Here is a 21,936-nt window from a genome sequence, read left to right as displayed (position 1 = left end):
GGACGGAAGGCCATCCACTGCGGGTAGCGCTTTACCGGCCTGACGATGGACGAAAAAAAACGGCACCCGAAGGTGCCGTCTTGTCAGCCAACTACCGATTACTCGGCGTCGCCATGATGCTCAGCCGGAGCCGCCGCATTCTGCTGGTCTTCCATCGCCTGCAGTTCGGCAGCCATATTCGCCTTCTCCTGCTGCAGCAGTGCCTGGCGCTCTTCCGCCTCCCACACTTCCTTCTCTTTGCGGGCGCGGTGGAATGCCAAACCGGTACCGCCAGGAATCAGGCGGCCGACGATGACGTTTTCCTTCAGGCCGCGCAGGCCGTCGCGCTTGCCCATGATCGCCGCTTCGGTCAGCACGCGGGTGGTTTCCTGGAACGATGCGGCCGAGATGAACGAATCGGTCGACAGCGATGCCTTGGTAATACCCAGCAGCACGTTTTCGTAGGTTGCCGGCAGCTTGCCCGCGGCTTCCATGCGGTCGTTCTCTTCCAGCAGCTCCGAACGCTCCACCTGCTCGCCGACGATGTAGTCGGTGTCGCCGGCTTCGACGATCGCCACACGGCGCAGCATCTGGCGCACGATGACTTCGATGTGCTTGTCGTTGATCTTGACGCCCTGCAGACGGTAGACGTCCTGCACTTCGTCGACGATGTAACGCGCCAGCGCTTCGATACCCAGCAGGCGCAGGATGTCCTGCGGATCGGCCGGACCATCGACGATCATCTCGCCCTTGTTCACGACTTGACCGTCGTGGACCAGCACTTGCTTGTCCTTGGTGATCAGGAACTCGTGCTTGTTGCCGTCCATGTCCGTGATTTCCAGACGCTGCTTGCCCTTCGTTTCCTTACCGAAGGCAACCGTACCGGTGACTTCCGCCAGCATGCCCGCGTCTTTCGGCGAACGTGCTTCGAACAGTTCGGCAACGCGCGGCAGACCACCGGTAATGTCGCGGGTCTTCTGCGATTCGGTCGGGATACGTGCCAGCACTTCACCCACCGAGACAGCTTGTCCGTCTTTCACCATGATCAGCGAGCCGACCTGGAAACCGATCGTCACGGCGTGTTCGGTGCCGGCGATCTTGACTTCCTGGTTCTGCTCGTTCAGCAGTTTGACCTGCGGACGCAGCACTTTACCGGCCGAGCCACGACGCTTCGGATCGATCGCGACCAGGGTCGACAGACCGGTCACTTCGTCGACCTGGCGAGCGACGGTGACGCCCTCTTCCACGTTCTCGAAGCGGATCGTACCGGCGTACTCGGTAATGATCGGACGGGTCAGCGGATCCCAGGTTGCCAGGGCCGTACCGGCCTTGACTTGCTGGCCATCCTTGACGATCAGGGTCGCACCGTACGGCACCTTGTGGCGCTCGCGCTCGCGGCCATGGTCGTCCGTGATCAGGACTTCGCCCGAACGCGAGATGACGATCTGCGAACCCTTGCCGTTGGTGACGTAACGCATCGTCGCCGTGAAGCGGATCGTGCCGTTCGACTTGGCTTCGACCGACGAGGCCACTGCCGCACGCGATGCCGCACCACCGATGTGGAAGGTACGCATGGTCAGCTGGGTACCCGGCTCACCGATCGACTGGGCTGCCACGACGCCGACTGCTTCGCCACTGTTCACCATCGAACCGCGGCCGAGGTCACGGCCGTAGCAATGTGCGCACAGGCCATAACGGGTGTCGCAGTTCAGCGGCGTACGGACTTTCACCTCATCGATGCCGAGGCGCTCGATCTCTTCGACCATGTCTTCGTCCAGCAGCGTGCCGGCCGGGTACACGGTTTCCTGGGTTTCAGGATTGACGACATCGGTGCCCGTCACGCGGCCGAGGATACGGTCGCGCAGCGCTTCGATGACTTCACCGCCTTCGACCATCGCCTTCATGTGCGTGCCGTTGGTGGTGCCGCAATCGTCCTCGATCACCACCAGATCCTGGGTCACGTCGACCAGGCGGCGGGTCAGGTAACCCGAGTTTGCGGTCTTCAGCGCGGTGTCGGCCAGACCCTTACGGGCGCCGTGCGTCGAGATGAAGTACTGCAACACGTTCAGGCCTTCGCGGAAGTTCGCGGTAATCGGCGTTTCGATAATCGAACCGTCCGGTTTCGCCATCAGGCCGCGCATACCGGCCAGCTGGCGAATCTGGGCTGCCGAACCACGGGCGCCCGAGTCGGCCATCATGTAAATCGCGTTGAACGATTCCTGGGTGCCTTCGGTACCGTCACGACGGGTGACCGGCTCGACTTTCAGCTGGTCCATCATCGCCTTGCCGACTTCATCGGAGGTCTTGCCCCAGATGTCGACGACCTTGTTGTAACGCTCGCCGGCCGTGACCAGACCCGAGCTGTACTGCTGCTCGATCTGTTTCACTTCCGCTTCGGCGGTCGCGATCATGCCCTTCTTGACGTCCGGGATCATCATGTCGTCGACGGCGATCGAGATACCGGCGCGCGTCGCCAGGCGGAAGCCCGACTGCATCAGCTTGTCGGCAAACACGACGGTCGCACGCAGGCCGCACTTGCGGAACGACGTGTTGATCAGCTTCGAGATTTCCTTCTTCTTCAGGGCGCGGTTCAGCACGCTGAATGGCAGGCCCTTTGGCAGGATCTCGGACAGGATGGCACGGCCAACCGTGGTTTCGTAACGCGTGACGGTGCGCTCGAACTCATCGCTGCCGGCAACACGTGGGTACTCGACGATACGCACGGTGATGCGGGTCGCCAGTTCGACTTCCTTGTTGTCGTAGGCGCGGATGACTTCCGACACGTCCGGGAACAGCATGCCCTCGCCCTTGGCGTTGATCGCCTCGCGCGTCGCGTAGTACAGACCCAGCACGATATCCTGCGACGGCACGATCGACGGCTCGCCGTTCGACGGGAACAGGATGTTGTTCGACGCCAGCATCAGGGTACGCGCTTCCATCTGCGCTTCGATCGACAGCGGCACGTGGACTGCCATCTGGTCACCGTCGAAGTCGGCGTTGAACGCCGCGCAGACCAGCGGGTGCAGCTGGATCGCTTTACCTTCGATCAGGACCGGCTCGAACGCCTGGATACCGAGACGGTGCAGGGTTGGTGCACGGTTCAGCATGACCGGGTGTTCTTTGATGACGTCTTCCAGGATGTCCCAGACCACCGGTTCTTGGATTTCGACCAGCTTCTTGGCCGCCTTGATGGTCGTCGCCAGACCCATCAGTTCGAGCTTGTTGAAGATGAACGGCTTGAACAGTTCCAGGGCCATCAGCTTCGGCAGGCCGCACTGGTGCAGTTTCAGCTGCGGACCGACCACGATGACCGAACGGCCCGAGTAGTCGACGCGCTTGCCCAGCAGGTTCTGACGGAAACGGCCGCCCTTACCCTTGATCATTTCAGCCAGCGACTTCAGCGGACGCTTGTTGGCGCCGGTCATCGCTTTGCCGCGACGGCCGTTGTCCAGCAGCGAGTCGACCGCTTCCTGCAGCATGCGCTTTTCGTTACGCGTAATGATTTCCGGCGCGCGCAGTTCCATCAGGCGCTTCAGGCGGTTATTACGGTTGATGACGCGGCGATACAGGTCGTTCAGGTCGGAGGTCGCGAAACGGCCGCCATCCAGCGGGACGAGCGGACGCAGCTCCGGCGGCAGGACCGGGAGCACTTCCATGATCATCCAGTCAGGCTTGATGCCCGAACGCTGGAACGCCTCGAGCACTTTCAGGCGCTTGGCGTATTTCTTGATCTTGGCTTCGGATTTCGATTCCTTCAGTTCCACGCGCAGGGCTTCGGCATCGCGGTGGATGTCGATCGAGCGCAGCAGTTCACGGATACCTTCGGCGCCCATGTAGGCGGTGAAGTCGTCGCCGTACTCTTCGTACTTGGCGGCGTAATCGTCTTCCGACATGATCTGGCACTTCTTCAGCGGGGTCATGCCAGGATCGGTCACGACATATGCTTCGAAGTACAGCACGCGTTCGATGTCGCGCAGCGTCATGTCCAGGACCATGCCCAGGCGCGACGGCAGCGACTTCAGGAACCAGATGTGCGCGGTTGGCGAGGCCAGTTCGATGTGGCCCATGCGCTCACGGCGCACTTTGGCGAGCGTGACTTCGACGCCGCACTTTTCGCAGATCACGCCGCGGTGCTTCAGGCGCTTGTACTTGCCGCACAGGCATTCGTAATCCTTGATCGGGCCAAAGATCTTGGCGCAGAACAAGCCGTCACGCTCAGGCTTGAAGGTACGATAGTTGATGGTCTCGGGCTTCTTGACTTCACCGAACGACCACGAACGAATTTTTTCGGGCGACGCCAGGCCAATCTTGATGGCGTCGAAGCTTTCATTTTGCTGTACTTGCTTGAATAGATCGAGCAGTGCTTTCATGTATCACTCCAGAGGTGACTAAATTTCTATTTCGGGCCGCTTTTAAATTAAAGCGTCCCAAACCAATCGGGTAATGCGGGGAAGGAAAGGCTCCCCTCCCCTTACCTTCTTAGTTACGCTCGAGGTCGATATCGATACCCAGCGAGCGGATTTCCTTGACCAGCACGTTGAACGATTCAGGCATGCCGGCGTCGATCACGTGGTCACCCTTGACCAGGTTCTCGTACACCTTGGTACGGCCGTTCACGTCATCCGACTTCACAGTCAGCATTTCCTGCAGCACGTACGATGCGCCGTACGCTTCCAGTGCCCACACCTCCATCTCACCGAAGCGCTGGCCACCGAACTGGGCTTTACCGCCCAGCGGCTGCTGCGTCACCAGCGAGTACGGACCGGTCGAACGCGCGTGCATCTTGTCGTCGACCAGGTGGTGCAGCTTCAGCATGTGCATGTAGCCGACGGTGACCTTGCGCTCGAACGCTTCGCCGGTGCGGCCGTCGTACATCGTGACCTGGTTCTTCGATGGCGTCATGCCGAGGTGCGCTGCGATGTGGTCCGGGTAAGCCAGGTCCAGCATGCGGTGAATCTCGGTCTCGTGCGCGCCGTCGAAGACTGGCGTTGCGAACGGCACACCCTTTTTCAGGTTGCCGGCCAGGCCCATGATTTCTTCGTCGCTGAAGCCGTCCAGGTCTTCCTTCTTGCCGGTCTCGTTATAGACCTTGCCCAGGAAGCCACGGACTTCTTCGACGGCTGCCTGCTTCTGCAGCATTTCGCCGATACGCAGGCCCAGGCCCTTCGCCGCCCAACCGAGGTGGGTTTCGAGGATCTGGCCGACGTTCATACGCGACGGAACGCCCAGCGGGTTCAGCACGACGTCGGCCGGGGTGCCGTCCGCCATGAACGGCATGTCTTCCACCGGCACGATACGCGAGACTACACCCTTGTTACCGTGACGACCTGCCATCTTGTCGCCCGACTGCAGGCGGCGCTTGACGGCCAGGTAGACCTTGACCATCTTCTGCACGCCAGGCTGCAGCTCGTCGCCTTGCGTCAGCTTCTTGCGCTTCTCTTCGAAGGCCAGGTCGTACTGGTGGCGCTTCTCGTTGATCGATTCCTTGATCGCTTCGAGTGCGTTGGCGCTTTCGTCGTCGGCTGGACGGATGTCGAACCAGTGGAACTTGTCCAGGTCAGCCAGGTATTCCGACGTAATAACCGCACCTTTCGCCAGCTTCTTCGGGCCGCCGTTGACGACCTTACCCACCAGCATACGCTCCAGACGCTGGAAGGCGTCGCCCTCCACGATACGCATCTGGTCGTTCAGGTCCAGGCGGAAACGCTTCAGCTCATCGTCGATGATCTGCTGTGCACGCTTGTCGCGGGTGATGCCTTCGCGGGTGAACACCTGCACGTCGATCACGGTGCCGACCATGCCCGAAGGCACGCGCAGCGAGGTGTCTTTCACGTCCGACGCTTTTTCGCCGAAGATCGCGCGCAGCAGCTTCTCTTCCGGCGTCAGTTGCGTCTCGCCCTTCGGCGTGACTTTACCGACCAGCACGTCGCCGGCGGTGACTTCGGCGCCGATGTAGACGATGCCCGATTCATCCAGGCGCGCCAGCTGGTTTTCAGCCAGGTTCGAGATGTCGCGGGTGATTTCTTCCGCGCCCAGCTTGGTGTCGCGCGCGACAACCGACAGCTCTTCGATGTGGATCGAGGTGTAACGGTCGTCCTTGACGACGTTTTCCGAGATCAGGATCGAGTCCTCGAAGTTCAGACCGTTCCACGGCATGAACGCCACCAGCATGTTCTGGCCCAGGGCCAGTTCGCCCAGGTCGGTCGATGCGCCGTCGGCAATCACGTCGCCACGGGCAACGCGGTCGCCAACCTGCACGATCGGACGCTGGTTGATGTTGGTGTTCTGGTTCGAACGGGTGTACTTGATCAGGTTATAGATGTCGACACCGACTTCACCGGCTTGCGCCTCGTCGTCGTTGACACGAATAACCACACGGCCTGCGTCGATGTAGTCGACGACGCCGCCACGCACAGCCTGCACGGTGGTGCCCGAGTCGACTGCCACGGTGCGCTCGATACCGGTACCGACCAGCGCCTTTTCAGGACGCAGGCAGGGAACGGCCTGACGCTGCATGTTCGCGCCCATCAGTGCACGGTTCGCGTCATCGTGCTCGAGGAACGGAATCAAGGAAGCGGCGACCGAGACGATCTGGCCAGGCGCGACGTCCATGTACTGGATGCGCTCTGGCGACACCAGGATGGTTTCGCCGGCTTCACGTGCCGAGACCAGTTCGTCGACCAGTTGGCCTTCTTCGTTGATCGCTGCATTCGCCTGGGCGATGATGTAGCGGCCTTCTTCGATGGCGGACAGGTAGTCGATCTTGTCGGTGACCTTCGAACCTTCGACCTTGCGGTACGGGGTTTCCAGGAAGCCGTATTCGTTCAGGCGGGCGTACAGAGCCAGCGAGTTGATCAGGCCGATGTTCGGGCCTTCAGGCGTTTCGATCGGGCAGACGCGGCCGTAGTGGGTCGGGTGCACGTCGCGCACCTCGAAGCCGGCACGTTCGCGGGTCAGGCCGCCAGGTCCGAGGGCGGAAACACGACGCTTGTGCGTGATTTCCGACAGCGGGTTGGTCTGGTCCATGAACTGCGACAGCTGCGACGAACCGAAGAATTCGCGGATCGCGGCCGAGATCGGCTTGCTGTTGATCAGGTCGTGCGGCATCAGGTTGTCCGCTTCGGCCTGGCCGAGGCGTTCCTTGACGGCGCGCTCAACGCGCACGAGGCCGGCGCGGAACTGGTTTTCGGCCAGTTCGCCCACGCAACGCACGCGGCGGTTACCCAGGTGATCGATGTCGTCGACTTCGCCGCGGCCATTGCGCAGCTCGACCAGGATCTTGATCACGGCCAGGATGTCGTCGTTCGACAGGGTCATCGCGCCGGTCAGCTCGTCGCGACCGATGCGGCGGTTGAACTTCATGCGGCCGACGGCCGACAGGTCATAGCGCTCAGGGCTGTAGAACAGGCCGTTGAACAGGGCTTCGACCGATTCTTCGGTTGGCGGTTCGCCAGGACGCATCATGCGGTAGATCGCCACGCGCGCGGCCATCTGGTCGGCGGTGTCGTCGGTGCGCAGGGTTTGCGAGATGTAGCCGCCCTGGTCCAGGTCGTTCGTGTACAGGGTCTGGATTGCGTCGACGTTGGCGTCGCGCAGCTTACCCAGCAGCTCGTCGGTCAGCTCGTCGTTGGCGGACGCGATGATTTCGCCGGTGTCGGCGTCGACGATGTTGCGGGCCAGGATACGGCCGATCAGGTAGTCTTCAGGAACCGAGATGGCCTTGATGCCGGCCGCGTCGATGTCGCGCACATGCTTGGCATTGATGCGCTTGTCCTTGGTGACAATGGTTTTACCCGTCTTCGGATCGACGATGTCGAAGCGCGCAACTTCGCCGCGCAGGCGTTCGGAGACGAACTCGAGTTCGCCGCCTTCGGAGCGCAGGTTGAAGTTGTCGAACACGAAGAAGTTCGCCAGGATCTGTTCCGGCGTCATGCCAATGGCCTTCAGCAGGATCGTCACCGGCATCTTGCGGCGGCGGTCGACGCGGAAGAACAGGATGTCTTTCGGGTCGAACTCGAAGTCCAGCCACGAGCCGCGGTAAGGAATGATACGTGCCGAGAACAGCAGCTTACCGGACGAGTGCGTCTTGCCGCGGTCGTGCTCGAAGAACACGCCCGGGGAACGGTGCAGCTGCGAGACGATCACACGCTCGGTACCGTTGATAACGAACGAACCGTTGGCGGTCATGAGCGGCAATTCGCCCATGTACACTTCCTGCTCTTTCATTTCCTTGACGACCGGCTTGGTTGGCGATTCCTTGTCCAGGATCACCAGACGCACCTTGGCACGGAGTGGAGAAGCGAAGGTCAGGCCACGCTGTTGGCATTCCTTGACGTCGAAGGCAGGATCGCCCAGCACGTAGGACAGGAATTCGAGACGCGCGAAGCCGTTGTGCGACACGATCGGGAAGATCGAGCTGAAAGCCGACTGCAGGCCTTCGTTCTTGCGGACGGTAGGACCAGCGTCCGCCTGCAGGAAATTCTCGTAGGATTCAAGCTGGGTAGCCAGAAGATATGGAACGTTGTGAACGTTGGCGCGCTTCGCGAACGACTTGCGAATGCGTTTCTTCTCAGTAAATGAGTAGTGCATGGACACTCCGTGAGTGACAGAAAGGATGAGAATTCAGAGATTGCCAGTGGTGGAGCGACCACATACAAGGCCTCAATTCTCTTGCTGTTCCGTCAGATGAAAAGGACAAGCGACTGCTGTGCTACGATTTGTTCGGTGTTGCGTACCGCGTACTGCCGGGTATTACGTTTGCCGCAGGGACGACAAAAGAGCCAAAGCCGCAGCACCGCCTTCCGGCGGGGCTTGCAAGCTTTGACTCCGGCTTTGGGCACCTTGCGATGCCCATTGCTTTTGATTACTTCAGTTCGGCCTTGGCGCCAGCATCTTCCAGCTTTTTCTTGGCGGCTTCAGCGTCAGCTTTCGGCAGGGCTTCTTTCACGGTCTTCGGAGCGCCGTCGACGACGTCTTTGGCTTCCTTCAGGCCCAGGCCGGTGATTTCACGGACGGCTTTGATGACGCCGACCTTGTTCGCGCCGACTTCGGTCAGAACAACGTTGAACTCGGTCTGCTCTTCGACAGCAGCAGCAGCAGCGCCGCCGCCAGCTGCCGGTGCTGCCATTGCAGCTGCCGACACGCCGAACTTCTCTTCGAATGCCTTGACCAGTTCGTTCAGGTCCATGACGGACATTTCGCTCACTGCGTTCAGGATATCGTCTTTGCTAATTGCCATTTGAAACTCCAGATTTGTGTGTGTTTGTAGTACAGATCAGTTACTTGAGAAAAAGGGCTGCGCTTACGCTGCAGCGGTTTCTTCGGCTGCAGGAGCAGCTTCCGAACCTTCGCCTTTTTTCGCTGCCAGGGCAGCCAAGCCACGTGCAAAGCCCGACACCGGAGCCAGCATCACGCCCAACAGCTGCGAGATGAGGACTTCACGCGACGGAATGCTTGCCAACGCGGTAACACCAGCTACGTCGAGCTGCTTACCTGCGTAGTTACCGGCTTTCACGACCAGCTTGTCGTTGGTTTTCGCAAAGTCAGCGATGACTTTAGCGGCAGCAACGGCGTCGTCCGAGATCGAATAGATCAGCGGACCGGTCATGGCGTCAGCCAGCGGGGCAAACTGCGTGCCTTCGACAGAGCGGCGCGCCAGCGTGTTCTTCAGAACACGCAGGTACACACCCTGGGCACGTGCGGTTGCACGGAGTTTCGTCAAGTGACTAACCTGGATGCCACGGTACTCGGCCACGACGATCGTTTGCGCGGATGCTACTTTCGCGCTCACTTCTTCGACGACGGCCTTTTTGTCATTCAGATTAAGACCCACGGTCAATCTCCTTAATTAATGCAAACAAAAGCGTTTGCATCGGTTCGAACACGGCGTCCGAAGTTAAGAAGTCAAACTAACGCGGATGAATTCACGCAGCATGGACTACAAAACTTGTTCGGGTACACCATCTGCGTTGGGTGATGTATTAACCAGTTGCCCAACCACTGCGCCCGGCCCAACGGTCTTTGATTGCCTGCCGCAGCATGTCTGCTGCAACAGCCCAAAGATGCGCCCCGCTGATGTTTTGCGGGGACTTGATTCTTTATAAAACTTAAGCAGCCAGCGAAGCGTGGTCGACACGGACGCCTGCGCCCATCGTCGACGAGATCGCGACCTTGCGCAGGTACACGCCCTTCGAGGTGGCCGGCTTGGCCTTGTTCAGTGCGTCGATCAGTGCAGCCAGGTTGGCTTGCAGGTCGGCGTCAGCGAACGACTTGCGGCCGATCGTGGCGTGGATGATACCTGCCTTGTCGGTACGGTACTGGACCTGACCGGCTTTGGCGTTCTTGACCGCGGTGGCGACGTCAGGGGTGACGGTGCCGACCTTCGGGTTAGGCATCAGGCCGCGTGGACCCAGGATCTGGCCCAGGGTACCGACGATACGCATGGTGTCAGGCGAAGCGATGACGATGTCGAAAGGCATGTCGCCGGCTTTGACGCGCTCGGCCAGGTCTTCCATACCGACGATGTCGGCGCCGGCTGCACGTGCAGCCTCAGCCTTGTCGCCCGAAGCGAAGACAGCGACGCGCACGGTCTTGCCGGTGCCTGCTGGCAGGACCACCGAACCACGAACGACCTGGTCCGACTTCTTCGGATCCACGCCCAGCTGGATCGACACGTCGATCGACTCGTTGAACTTGGCGGTGGCGAATTCCTTGACCAGCGACACTGCGTTGTCGAAGGCGTAGACCTTGTTACGGTCGACTTTCGCTTTCATTTCTTTGACGCGCTTGGAAATCTTAGCCATTACACACCCTCCACCGTGATGCCCATCGAACGTGCCGAGCCGGCGATGATACGCACTGCGGCGTCCATGTCGGCGGCGGTCAGGTCCGGCTGCTTGGTTTTTGCGATCTCTTCGGCCTGGGCGCGGCTCAGCGTGCCAACCTTGTCGGTATGTGGCTTCGGCGAACCTTTGGTGATGCCGGCGGCTTTCTTGATCAGGTAGGTTGCCGGTGGGGTCTTCATCACGAAGGTGAAGGACTTGTCGGCGAACGCGGTGATCACGACCGGGATCGGCATGCCTGGCTCGACACCCTGGGTCTGGGCGTTGAACGCCTTGCAGAATTCCATGATGTTCAGGCCGCGCTGACCCAGCGCTGGGCCGATCGGTGGGGATGGGTTTGCTTTACCAGCTGGCACTTGCAGCTTGATAAAACCAATGATCTTCTTTGCCATGATGGCTCCTAATTGGCTTTGAGTAGTAGCGCCCCACCGCGACTACTCGCTTCGGCGGGGCTCCTCTTACCGGATTCCGCCTTGCTGCTGCGACGCTCCGATTACTGCGTTTAAACTTTTTCTACCTGCCCGAACTCGAGTTCTACCGGAGTTGCGCGGCCGAAGATGGTCACCGTCACACGCACCTTCGATTTTTCGTAGTTCACTTCCTCGACGTTGCCGTTGAAGTCGGTGAACGGGCCTTCCTTGATCCGGACCTGCTCGCCCACTTCGTAGAGCACTTTCGGCCGTGGCTTCTCGACGCCTTCCTGGACCTGCTGCATGATCTTGTCGATCTCGCGCGCTGGAATCGGGGTTGGCTTGTTCGATTTGCCGCCGATGAAGCCGGTCACCTTGCTGGTGTTTTTCACCAGGTGCCAGGTCTCGTCGGTCATTTCCATCTCGACCAGCACGTAGCCAGGGAAGAAGCGGCGCTCGGTAACCGATTTGCTGCCGTTCTTGACTTCCACGACTTCTTCGGTCGGAACCAGGATCTGGCCGAACTGCTCGCTCATGCCGGCGCGCTCGATGCGCTCGGTCAGGGCGCGCATGACGCTCTTTTCCATACCCGAGTAGACATGAACGACGTACCAGCGCTTGTTGCTGACCGGGACGCTCATTGGCGCGTCCTGAGCCGGAGCACCAGCGTCAGACGCCGGAACTTCGTCCGGCGTATTGTCTTGCACATTTTCGTTCATTATTGTTTCCACCCCAGGATCAGGTCGTACAGCAGGAATTCCAACAGCTTATCCGTGCCCCACAGGAAGATCGCCATCACGACCACGAAGGCAAACACGATCAGGGTGATCATGCGCGCTTCCTTGTGGCTCGGCCAGACGACTTTCTTGGTTTCGCGAACGGACTCTTTGGCGAAGTTCAGGAACTCGCGACCGGAAGTGGAGGACCACAAAAGCAGGACAGCAAAAACTAAACCAGCCAAGAGGGCGCCGCCGGCGACCAAGGCTGGTTTGTTCTGGCCTTTCAGGTAAAAGAACCCGATTACGCCTGCAATCGCGGCAACCACCGCCAGGACCACCTTAAACTTGTCATTCGAGGTGCTAACGGTTTGCACGGATTGATTAGACATTCTTCTTTACTTTCGGTGCTGCGCACCAGAATTCGGTGGCAGGGGCGGAGGGAATCGAACCCGCGACCTTCGGTTTTGGAGACCGACGCTCTGCCAATTGAGCTACACCCCTACGAAGACTTCAGCTGAATCGCGCATTCTACACTATACGAACGCACAGTGCAGAATGTTTTTGAAGAGGTGGTTGGCACCACCTCTTCGGCCCTACAACTTCTTTATTGCTTAGGCAATGATCTTGGCAACGACGCCGGCGCCGACGGTACGGCCGCCTTCGCGGATTGCGAAGCGCAGGCCTTCTTCCATCGCGATCGGGTTGATCAGCTTGACGGTGATCGACACGTTATCGCCTGGCATGACCATTTCCTTGTCCGCTGGCAGCTCGATCGAGCCGGTCACGTCGGTGGTACGGAAGTAGAACTGCGGACGGTAGTTGTTGAAGAACGGGGTGTGACGGCCGCCTTCATCTTTCGACAGAACGTAGATCTCGCCGGTGAAGTGGTTGTGCGGCTTGATCGAGCCCGGCTTGGCCAGAACCTGACCACGCTGGACGTCTTCACGCTTGGTGCCGCGCAGCAGCAGACCGACGTTGTCGCCAGCCTGACCCTGGTCCAGCAGCTTGCGGAACATTTCCACGCCGGTGCAGGTCGTCTTGACGGTGTCGATGATGCCGACGATTTCGATCTCTTCGCCGACCTTGATGATGCCGCGCTCGACACGACCGGTGACGACGGTGCCGCGACCCGAGATCGAGAACACGTCTTCGACTGGCATCAGGAAGGCGCCGTCAACAGCGCGCTCTGGCGTCGGGATGTAGGTGTCCAGGGCATCGGCCAGACGGATGATGCACTCTTCGCCCATTTCGCCTGGCTGGCCTTCCAGCGCCATACGTGCCGAACCCTTGATGATCGGCAGGTCGTCGCCTGGGAACTCGTACTTCGACAGAAGCTCACGCACTTCCATTTCGACCAGTTCCAGCAGTTCTGCGTCGTCGACCAGGTCGCACTTGTTCAGGAACACGATGATGTAAGGAACGCCAACCTGACGCGCCAGCAGGATGTGCTCGCGGGTCTGTGGCATCGGGCCGTCAGCGGCCGAGCACACCAGGATCGCGCCGTCCATCTGGGCGGCACCGGTAATCATGTTCTTGATGTAGTCGGCGTGGCCTGGGCAGTCGACGTGCGCGTAGTGGCGCGCGGCGGTTTCGTACTCGACGTGCGCGGTGTTGATGGTGATGCCGCGTGCCTTCTCTTCCGGAGCTGCATCGATCTGGTCGTATGCTTTCGCTTCGCCGCCGAACTTCTTCGACAGGACGGTTGCGATTGCTGCGGTCAGCGTGGTCTTGCCGTGGTCAACGTGTCCGATGGTACCGACGTTGACGTGCGGCTTGGTCCGCTCGAATTTACCTTTTGCCATTTGAGACTCCTAACGATATTTTGAGAATTACCAGGCACACATGACGGACGAGTACAGCGCACTGCCGCTTAAATTCTGGTGCCCTTTACGTGGATTGAACACGTGGCCTCTCCCTTACCAAGGGAGTGCTCTACCACTGAGCTAAAAGGGCTTATTGTTTGCACCGCACAGACTGCGGCACAATTTACTGGAGCGGGTGAAGGGAATCGAACCCTCGTCGTAAGCTTGGAAGGCTTCTGCTCTACCATTGAGCTACACCCGCGAGGTACAACTTCAATTCGACTTCACGACTTCTTCATTTGGTGGTGGGGGCTGGATTCGAACCAGCGTACTCAGAGAGGGCAGATTTACAGTCTGCTGCCTTTAACCACTCGGCCACCCCACCGCGAAGAACCGCAGAGTATGAAGCAAGCTCAACATGCTGTCAACTATTTGTGCCAACTACACTTACCTGGCTCAAATAGCAGCGTTGCTTCGGGGCGTGATTGTAACCGTAGGGGGGGCGAATCTGCAAGGCTCTTTTTTTACGATCGGTGCACTATAGCGTTCGTGGGTGCTGTACTGTATGCGTCAGGCATGTAAACACTTGACCACATGGACAGCAAGGCGCCCCATTACCCCCGTTGGAGCTGGCCGCAGATCCTCGTTGCGAGCCTGTCGATCGTTGCAGTCTACCTCGCCATGCGGCTCGTGAACAACTGGCTCGCTTTGCCGGCCGGGTATGCGCTGCCGCTGTTTCCCCCTGCCGGCGTCGGCCTGGCGATGGCCACCGCCGGCGGCATGCGCGTGCTGCCCGCAGTCGCCATCGGCGCCGCGCTCGCCGTCATTCCCCTTCACTTCAACAATCCCGCGCTGACGCAGTCGGGCGCCCTGATCGCGACGCTCACCGCCGGGCTCGGCGCCTTGCTGCAGGCCTGGCTGGGCGCACGCCAGTTCCGCCGCCACATGCGCCCGGCGATCGATTCCGGGCACGACGTGATGGCCTTCCTGCTGCTCACCCCACTCGTCTGCCTGACCAGCGCCAGCGTCTCGGTGCCGGTGCTGTACGCGCTGGGCGCCTTCGACGAGGTGGCCCAGACCCGCTTCTGGTTCGCCTGGTGGGCCGGGGACACGCTCGGCGTCCTGCTCGCCGCGCCGCTGTGCTGGATCGTGTGCGGCTCGCCGCGCCGCTTGTGGCGCCGCCGGGCGCCGCTGGTCGCCCTGCCGCTGCTGATGGCCAGCGCGGCGGTCGTCACGATCTACCGCTTGTCTCTCGGCTGGGAACACGAGCAGCATTTGCTGCCCTACCGCCTGAAGGCGCAGCAGACGGCCGACGTGCTGCAGGCCGAATTCAACGAACACGTGCGCTTCGTCGGCACCTTTGCCCGCACCCTCGCCGACACCGAGCACATCCTTGCGCGCGACAAGTTCCTGCGCATCGCCGGCGGCTATGCCGACGGGCGCCCGGAAATCCAGAGCGTGAACTGGGCGGTGCCGGTGACACACGCCGAGCGCGCCGGCTTCGAGGCCTGGGTACGGCGCACGGTCGACCCGGCCTTTATCGGCATCGCCGACATGGACGAGACGCGGCGCCTGGTGCCGGCGGGCGAGCGCGAGCGCTACCTGCCGGTGCTCTACCTCTGGCCAGCGTCGAATAATTTCATTCGCGGAGTCGACTTCCTGGCCGCGCCCGGACGCGCCGCCGTCGCCGCGCGCGCCATGGGCTCCCGCACGCCGGTCGCGTCCGAGCCGTTCGACTTGCTGTCCACGCGCGGACTCGGGATCGCCCTGCTACGCGCGGTGGGAGAAGGGGAAGGGCCGCCGGCCGGGGTCGTGATCTTCATCCTCAATGCCCAGCGCCTGCTGGAGCAGGCCATCGCGCGCTCGGGCTTCAATGGCTTCAATGCCGCCATGGTCGACGTCACCGACGGCGCGGCGCTGCCGGTATTCGGTTCCATGGGCCAGCCGCAGCGCGACGATTACCGGGTCCGGCTGTCCTTCGCCGGGCGCAGCTATGAACTGAGCTTCCGGCCGACGCCCGCCTACAAGGAGGCCGAAACCGGCGCCGGCAGCTGGATGGTGCTCTCGGCCGGGCTCCTGATGACCGGCATGCTAGGCGCGCTGATGCTGCTCATCAGCGGCGAGCGCGCCGTCATCGAGGAGCAAGTCGCGGACCGCACGGCGCGCCTGCGCGACCGCGAGGCGCGCCTCGAGGCCATCCTCGACAATGCGGCCGACGCCATCGTCACCGTCGACGCGTCCGGCTTCCTGGTCTCGTCGAATGCCGCCACCGCGCGCCTGTTCGGCTATGCGCCCCAGCACCTGGACGGCCTGTTCCTCGGCGCGCTGGTGCCGAATGCGGGCGGCGCCGCCGGCGATGCGGGCGCCGAGCTGGCGCGGCTGGCCACGGCGCCGCCCGAGGAGTGCGTGCTCGAGGGCCGCAACGCGCGCGGCGACACCATCCCGCTGTCGATCTCGGTGGCGCCGGTGCTGATGGGAAGAGAGGCTTTTTTTGTGTGCATCCTGCGCGACCTGACGGAGCAGCAGCGCTCGCAGGAGCGCATCTATAAACTGGCCCACCACGACGCCCTCACCGGCCTGGAAAACCGCTTTGCGCTGAACGTGCGCCTCGAGCAGCAGCTGGCCAGCGCACGCCGCCTCGGCCAGCCGACGGCGGTGCTGTTCATCGACCTCGACCATTTTAAGAAGATCAACGATTCGCTCGGCCATGCGGCCGGCGACAAGCTGCTGGTGGGCGCCGCCGAACGCATGAAGGATTTGTTGCGCGAGGTCGATACCCTGGCGCGCCTGGGAGGCGACGAATTCATCATCGTGCTGGCCGGCCCGCTCACGCCCGACAGCGTCACCAGCGTCGCCGTGCGCGTGGTCGAGTCGCTGTCGCAGCCGTATCAGCTCAACGGGTCGACCGCCCACAGCGGCTGCAGCGTCGGCGTGGCCCTGTTCCCGGACGATGGGCAAGACGCCGAAACCCTGATCCGGCACGCCGACATGGCGATGTACGCGGCCAAGCGTCAGGGACGCGGCAATTTCCAGTTCTTTTCGCCGGCGATGAACGCCGCCACCCACGAGCACCTGCTGCTGGAAAACCGGATGTGGGGCGCGCTGCACGCCGAGGACTTCGAGCTCTACCTGCAGGCGCAAGTCGAACTCGAGACCGGCCGCGTGATCGGCGCCGAGGTGCTGCTGCGCTGGAACGACCAGGAACTGGGCAGCGTCGAGCCGAGCCGCTTCATTCCCGTCGCCGAAGAGAGCGGCATGATCGTGCCGCTCGGCGACTGGGTGCTGGGCCAGACCATGGCTTTATTGGCGCAATGGCAGCGCGAGGGGCTGGAAGACCTGCGCCTGGCCGTCAACCTGTCGGCGCGCCAGTTCTCGGGCGGCACGCTGCTCTCGCGCCTCGATGAACTGGTGGCCCATTACGGGATCGACCCGTCGCTGATGGAACTCGAAATCACGGAAACGGCGGCCATGCGCGACCCGGAAGCGACGCGCCAGCTGCTGCGCCAGCTGCGCACGCGCGGTTTCAAACTGGCGATCGACGACTTCGGCACCGGCTATTCGTCGCTGGCCTATTTGAAGCTGTTCGCGATCGACCGCATCAAGATCGACCGCGGTTTTGTCAAAGACATCGAACACAACCAGAACGATGCGGTGATCGTCGCCGCTACCATCGGCCTCGCCCATTCGCTCGGGTTGACGGTGGTGGCCGAAGGCGTCGAGACCCAGGCGCAATGGGGCTTTTTACGCGACAAGCACGGCGACGAGGCGCAGGGTTTCCTGTTCGCGCGGCCGATGCCGGCCGGGGAGTTCCGCGAATTCATCCGGCGGCAAGCGCAGCCAGTACCTGACGCTTGAGGGCGCGGATCATGGCCGTTTCGTCGGGCGGCACGCCCTCGGGCGCAAGCTGCGCGCGGTCGGCATAGAAGAAGCCGAGCTGGGCCTTGCCCACCACCAGGGGCAGCACGATAAAACTCTTCGCGTCGGGCAGCAGGGCGCGGTGCCAGGAGGGCAGCAACTCGCGGATCTTCGGGCTCGCCGCATCCGAGATCATCAGGTCGGCGTCGTTGTCCATCGCCAGCAGGAACAGGTCGCGTCCGCCCCGGGCCGGGCCTGGAGCGGACATCGGGAACACGAAGCCGGCCTGGACCCGCGCCTGCTCGGGGCCGAAGGAAACGCGCGCCCGGTACTGCCCGGCGCGCGCATCTTTCAGGCAGACGGTGGCAAAGCGAAAACCCAGCGCGCGGTACAGGGTTTCGAGCACGGCCAGGATGACGTCGTTGACGCGTGCCTTACCGTTCGCGCGCAACTGGGTCACGTCCTGCACCCCGGCCAGCAGCAGCTCGCGCGCATTCTTCGGTTTGCCGCTCGGCCAGGCGCCCTCCTCCTCTTCTCCGGCATCGAGCGTGGCCAGCATCAGCACGTCGGGCAGGCCATCGCCCGGCTCCGGCTCGGGTTTTGGGAGCGGCTGCAGATTCATGCTTTCCATCAGGCCCTGCATGCCTTCGGCCACGTTCGTGAACAGGCGCTCCAATGCTTTGGCATCGATCTCGAAGGCGGCGCCGTAGCGCGCCAGCAGTGCGCGTGCTTCCGGCGTCGCGGCAGCGTCTTCCGGTCCGCCATGGCGGCCCAGAAGACGCGCCACCTCCAGGCTGAACGAGGCGACCTGGCGCATCCATTCGGCGCGGCTGCCGGCCGTTTTCAAGGTCCCCGGCGGCAGCGCCGCCTGGGCGCGCACGATCACGTCCGGGATCTTCCACTCGGCCAGTACGGCGGCCGACAAGGTGTCGTAACTGCAGCCGAGGATCATCTGCGAAGCTTGCGCAGGCGTGTGCTTGCCGGCAGCGGCAAGCTGGTTGATCTCACGGTAGCGCGCATGTTCGTGCGAGGCGACCAGCAAGGCGCCCAGGTTCTTGAACAGCGCCCCGATCGCCGCTTCCTCGGCGCCCTGGTAGAAGGACAATTTCGCCATTTCTCGCCCGACCAGGCTGGCGCACAGGGACGCTTCCAGTTCGACGCGCACGCTGCCGGCGTGGGCGCCGTTGTCGAGGGTATCGACCAGCAGCATCGCCAGCGCGGTCGTCTTGACGTTGTCGAAGCCGAGCAGCGCGATCGCGCGCGAGACCGTGGTGACGGCAGTGCCGGAGACCGTGCGGTAGCGGACCGTATTCGACAGGCGCAGGATGCGCTGGGTCAGCGCCACGTCGGACAGGACGAAATAGGCGAGATCGTGCGGACCCGGTTCGTCGGCGTCGGCCAGTTCGATCACGCGTGCGATCGAACCACCCAGGGCGAACATCTCTTCGTCGCCGTTCACTTTTTGCATCAAGGCCGCGCGCACGCGGCGGGTCGCGCTTTCGTCCTGCGGCTGCGCATTTGCTATCCGTGCTTCTGACATCTGGGATTACCGGCTTTTCTGGCCCGTGCGGCCTGTTATTTATTGGACTTCTTGTATTTTTTGAGAACGGTCTGGTGCAGCGCCGTGAGCGCCGCCAGCTTCGGATTGCGCGGATCGAGGCGGCGTACGGCCGCCAGTTGCGCCAGGGCCTGCTGGCCCAGTTTATCGTCCCAGCCGGTGTGCTCCAGGCAGCGCAGCAGCGCCAGGGCGGCGTTGAAGGCGACCTGGGGGTTGCCCGGCATGCGCTGCGCCGCCTCCTGCATCAGGGTCACCGCGCCCGCGTAATCGCCGCTGCGGGCGCACTCGGCGCCGCCGGCCACCAGGTCGACCACGTGCTGGCGCGTTTCCTGGGCCAGATTGACGCCGAGTTCTGCATGCCCGGCCTGGGCCATGACGCTCATCGCGCGGTCCATCGCGGTGGCGTCGGCCGCGTTGCGCATCACGTCGCGCACGAGGCTGGTCGCGCCTTCGGCCATGTCGTGCGCAAGGCAGCTGCGCGCCAGTTCCAGCTTCAGGTCGGCCGACATGCCGGGGAGGTCGCGGCTGGCGGCCACGGCGGCATTCAGCGATTCCAGCAGGCGCTCTTCGTTGCCCGTGTACTCGTGCAGCAGGGCCGACGAAATCGCGCTGCAGGCGTCGGCATGGCCTTTGCCGCCCATCGAGCGGTCGAGGTCGCGAATCACGGAGGCGGCCGCCACCGGATCGCCCTTGCGCACCAGGGTGCGCACCAGCTTGACGTGGTCTTCGGGATCGCGGAATTCCGAATATTTGGCTTTCGCCACGACCTGTTTTAACACCTTTTCGGCGGTCTCGTCGTCGCCGGCCGCGAAGGCGACTTCGCCCAGGGTACGCAGGCGCCGCACCGCGTGCGGGCTGACCGCTACCGCGCGTCCCAGCACTGCCTGCGATTGTTCGAGTTCGCCCATCGCCGTGTGAGTGCGCGCCAGCCAGTCGTAGGCGTCGACGAAATTCGTGTTGGTCTGCACCAGTTCCGTGAGCAGGCTGCCGGCTTCCTCGTACTGCTCGCGCAGGTAGAGGGTTTTCGCCAGCCCGAGCCGGGCCCAGGCGATGGCACGGCTTTCGGCCAGCTGGCGGTAGATCGGTTCGGCCAGGTTCGCTTCGCCCAGGAACAGGTGCAGCTCGGCGCGCAGGCGCAGGAAGTCGACCGTGTGGCGCGGATGCGCCGCCTCGCCGGCGATGCAGGCCTCGATCGCCTCATGCTGGGCACCCGCCTCCATCAGGCGGTAGACGGGCAGGAAGACGTTCCGTTTTTCCAGCGCGCGCGCAATGCGCTCGAGCAGGCGGTCGGCCGTAAACGGTTTCAGGATGTAGTCGGTGGGGGCCAGTTCGGCCGCGCTGACGACCTTGCCGTAGTCTCCCTCGGCCGTGACCATGAAGAACATCGTCGCCAGCGACACCAGCTTATGGTGACGTAAATCTTCGAGCAGCTGCTGGCCGTCCTGGCCGCCTTCGAGGTCGTATTCGCACAGCACCAGGTCGAAGCTGCGCAGGGTCAGTTGTTTCACTGCTTGGTTGGCGCTGCTGGCGTGCTCGATGCGGGTCAGGCCGCACATGTTGAGCATGCTGTGGATGTTGGCCCGCATGCCCGAGTGGGGCTCGATGAGCAGGGCGGTGAGGCCGTCTAATTCGTTCATGGCGATTTCCGTTCGGGCCAGCGGCAAGTGGCGGCTACGCTGGCCGCTGCCGGACGAGTATATTACGCCGTGGGAACAAAATAGCTAAATCGGGTCGGGGCTTGCGGAAAACCGGGTTGCTAGTGGGAAAAAGCAACAGGTGGTGAGAATTGAGCTGCTAAAACCCCGCATCCGCGCGGCGGGTGCGATTGGCGCATTCGCTACGCGCGGCGCTGCCGACCACGTTCTGATAGCGCACCTCGTACTTGCCGGCTGCCAGCCCGTCGATCGTCAGCGTGCCGTTCCCCAGCACATACGCGTGGCGCACGTTCGAGCGACGCTCCAGGTCAACAATCTTGACGAACACCGGCGTCGGATTCGCGCTGTTGTCGACCACGACCGTCATTTCGCGGCCGCTGTTGCCCAGCGGGTAGCCGGGGACGTAGCCGGACTGCTCGGGCCAGGGCTCGCCGTTCGGCGCTTCCGGGGTGGCCAGATCGGTATCGCACTCGGGCTGGCGCGGCGGTACCAGCAGCTGGGTCACGGCCAGGGTTTTGACGGACGGCGCCTTGGCGCCGGCCGGGCTGGCCCAGGCGTCCGGATCGGGATTCGGGATCGAGGTCAGCGCGGCCGCCTGCTCCTTGCCGCTGAAAGCGAGCGCGGCCGGCAGGACGCGCGGCTGCAGCAGCACCAGCACGCACACGGCGCCGACCGCCATGCCGCCGAGCAGGCCGAGCCACCAGCGCGGGTCGCGCAGCAGGCGGCGGCGCGGGCGCGGCGCGGGCGGCGGCGATTCCCAGTTCTCGCCGCGCACGCGGGTGCCCCCCTCGCGGTGTCCCTCGTCGCCGCTGCTCTCGAGCCACTCGACTTCCCATTCCTCGGCCGCGATCCACTCGTCGTGCTCCCTGCGCCGCACCGGATCGGACAGGATGTTGTAGGCGGTGTTGACGATCGCCATGATGCGGGCGGCCTTTTCGTCGCCCTGGTTTTTATCTGGATGGTATTTCTGGCTGAGCGCCTTGTAGGCCGCACGCACGACTTCCTGCGGCGCGCCGCGCGCCACCTTGAGGTTGTCGTAATGGGTGTGGATCTTGGCCATGGTGCGGGTCTGGTGGAAGGTCAGCGGTCCCGGAGGCTGATCGGGACAGCATAGCCG

Annotated in this window: 13 protein-coding genes and 4 tRNA genes; 1 reads left to right on the top strand and 16 read right to left on the bottom strand. The window is 62.6% G+C overall.

The features are described 5' to 3' along the window. Nucleotides 1–98: 98 nt before the first annotated feature. The 13 genes from rpoC to LPB04_RS07305 all read right to left on the bottom strand — a co-directional run bounded on the left by rpoC (nucleotide 99) and on the right by LPB04_RS07305 (nucleotide 14,136). A complete protein-coding gene (gene rpoC, locus LPB04_RS07365) occupies nucleotides 99–4,349 on the bottom strand; it encodes a DNA-directed RNA polymerase subunit beta' (RefSeq protein ID WP_193688067.1) in 4,251 nt (1,416 codons plus the stop codon). A 109-nt stretch (nucleotides 4,350–4,458) separates the two neighbouring features. Next, nucleotides 4,459–8,568, bottom strand: a complete 4,110-nt coding sequence (gene rpoB / locus LPB04_RS07360; protein ID WP_193688066.1) for a DNA-directed RNA polymerase subunit beta — start codon at nucleotides 8,566–8,568, stop codon at nucleotides 4,459–4,461. Between the two features lie 274 nt (nucleotides 8,569–8,842). Next, nucleotides 8,843–9,217, bottom strand: a complete 375-nt coding sequence (gene rplL / locus LPB04_RS07355; protein ID WP_193688065.1) for a 50S ribosomal protein L7/L12 — start codon at nucleotides 9,215–9,217, stop codon at nucleotides 8,843–8,845. Nucleotides 9,218–9,280: 63 nt separating this feature from the next. After that, the gene (gene rplJ / locus LPB04_RS07350; protein ID WP_193688064.1) at nucleotides 9,281–9,811 is read right to left on the bottom strand and encodes a 50S ribosomal protein L10; all 531 of its coding nucleotides are present in this window, start codon (nucleotides 9,809–9,811) and stop codon (nucleotides 9,281–9,283) included. A 274-nt stretch (nucleotides 9,812–10,085) separates the two neighbouring features. Next, nucleotides 10,086–10,781 (bottom strand): 50S ribosomal protein L1, encoded by a 696-nt coding sequence (gene rplA / locus LPB04_RS07345; RefSeq protein ID WP_193688063.1) that lies wholly within the window; start codon nucleotides 10,779–10,781, stop codon nucleotides 10,086–10,088. After that, nucleotides 10,781–11,212: a 50S ribosomal protein L11 gene (gene rplK, locus LPB04_RS07340; protein WP_193688062.1), complete on the bottom strand. Its 432-nt coding sequence runs from the start codon at nucleotides 11,210–11,212 to the stop codon at nucleotides 10,781–10,783. The genes rplA and rplK overlap by 1 nt, the downstream gene beginning before the upstream one ends. 110 nt (nucleotides 11,213–11,322) lie before the next feature. After that, complete coding sequence (nusG, locus tag LPB04_RS07335) at nucleotides 11,323–11,949, bottom strand: transcription termination/antitermination protein NusG (RefSeq protein ID WP_407943884.1); 627 nt, start codon at nucleotides 11,947–11,949, stop codon at nucleotides 11,323–11,325. After that, a complete protein-coding gene (gene secE / locus LPB04_RS07330; RefSeq protein ID WP_193688060.1) occupies nucleotides 11,949–12,338 on the bottom strand; it encodes a preprotein translocase subunit SecE in 390 nt (129 codons plus the stop codon). The genes nusG and secE overlap by 1 nt, the downstream gene beginning before the upstream one ends. 36 nt (nucleotides 12,339–12,374) lie before the next feature. Continuing rightward, nucleotides 12,375–12,450, bottom strand: a tRNA-Trp gene (locus tag LPB04_RS07325). A 110-nt stretch (nucleotides 12,451–12,560) separates the two neighbouring features. After that, the gene (tuf, locus tag LPB04_RS07320; protein ID WP_193687473.1) at nucleotides 12,561–13,751 is read right to left on the bottom strand and encodes an elongation factor Tu; all 1,191 of its coding nucleotides are present in this window, start codon (nucleotides 13,749–13,751) and stop codon (nucleotides 12,561–12,563) included. 76 nt (nucleotides 13,752–13,827) lie between these two features. Beyond that, a tRNA-Thr gene (locus LPB04_RS07315) sits at nucleotides 13,828–13,902 on the bottom strand. 37 nt (nucleotides 13,903–13,939) lie between these two features. Further along, a tRNA-Gly gene (locus LPB04_RS07310) sits at nucleotides 13,940–14,013 on the bottom strand. 38 nt (nucleotides 14,014–14,051) lie between these two features. Further along, a tRNA-Tyr gene (locus tag LPB04_RS07305) sits at nucleotides 14,052–14,136 on the bottom strand. A 209-nt stretch (nucleotides 14,137–14,345) separates the two neighbouring features. Here LPB04_RS07305 and LPB04_RS07300 point away from each other — a divergent pair. Further along, nucleotides 14,346–17,606, top strand: coding sequence for an EAL domain-containing protein (locus tag LPB04_RS07300; protein ID WP_193688059.1), 3,261 nt, complete (start codon nucleotides 14,346–14,348; stop codon nucleotides 17,604–17,606). Here LPB04_RS07300 and LPB04_RS07295 read toward each other — a convergent pair. From LPB04_RS07295 to LPB04_RS07285, 3 genes are all read right to left on the bottom strand, one after another. Further along, entirely contained in the window at nucleotides 17,569–19,146 is a 1,578-nt protein-coding gene (locus LPB04_RS07295) for an HDOD domain-containing protein (RefSeq protein WP_193688058.1), read from the bottom strand. The two genes, LPB04_RS07300 and LPB04_RS07295, sit on opposite strands and share 38 nt — an antisense overlap. 35 nt (nucleotides 19,147–19,181) lie before the next feature. Further along, on the bottom strand, nucleotides 19,182–20,801 hold the full coding sequence (locus LPB04_RS07290; protein WP_193688057.1) for a response regulator: 1,620 nt from the start codon (nucleotides 20,799–20,801) through the stop codon (nucleotides 19,182–19,184). A 157-nt stretch (nucleotides 20,802–20,958) separates the two neighbouring features. Then, nucleotides 20,959–21,879 carry a J domain-containing protein gene (locus LPB04_RS07285; RefSeq protein WP_193688056.1) on the bottom strand — a complete coding sequence of 307 codons (921 nt, stop codon included), beginning with the start codon at nucleotides 21,877–21,879 and terminating at the stop codon, nucleotides 20,959–20,961. Nucleotides 21,880–21,936 lie beyond the last annotated feature (57 nt).

This window comes from Massilia litorea (genome assembly GCF_015101885.1).
Lineage (GTDB): Bacteria > Pseudomonadota > Gammaproteobacteria > Burkholderiales > Burkholderiaceae_D > Telluria > Telluria litorea.
Note: the sequence above shows the minus strand (reverse complement) of the source record. Positions and strands in the feature narration are given on the sequence as shown.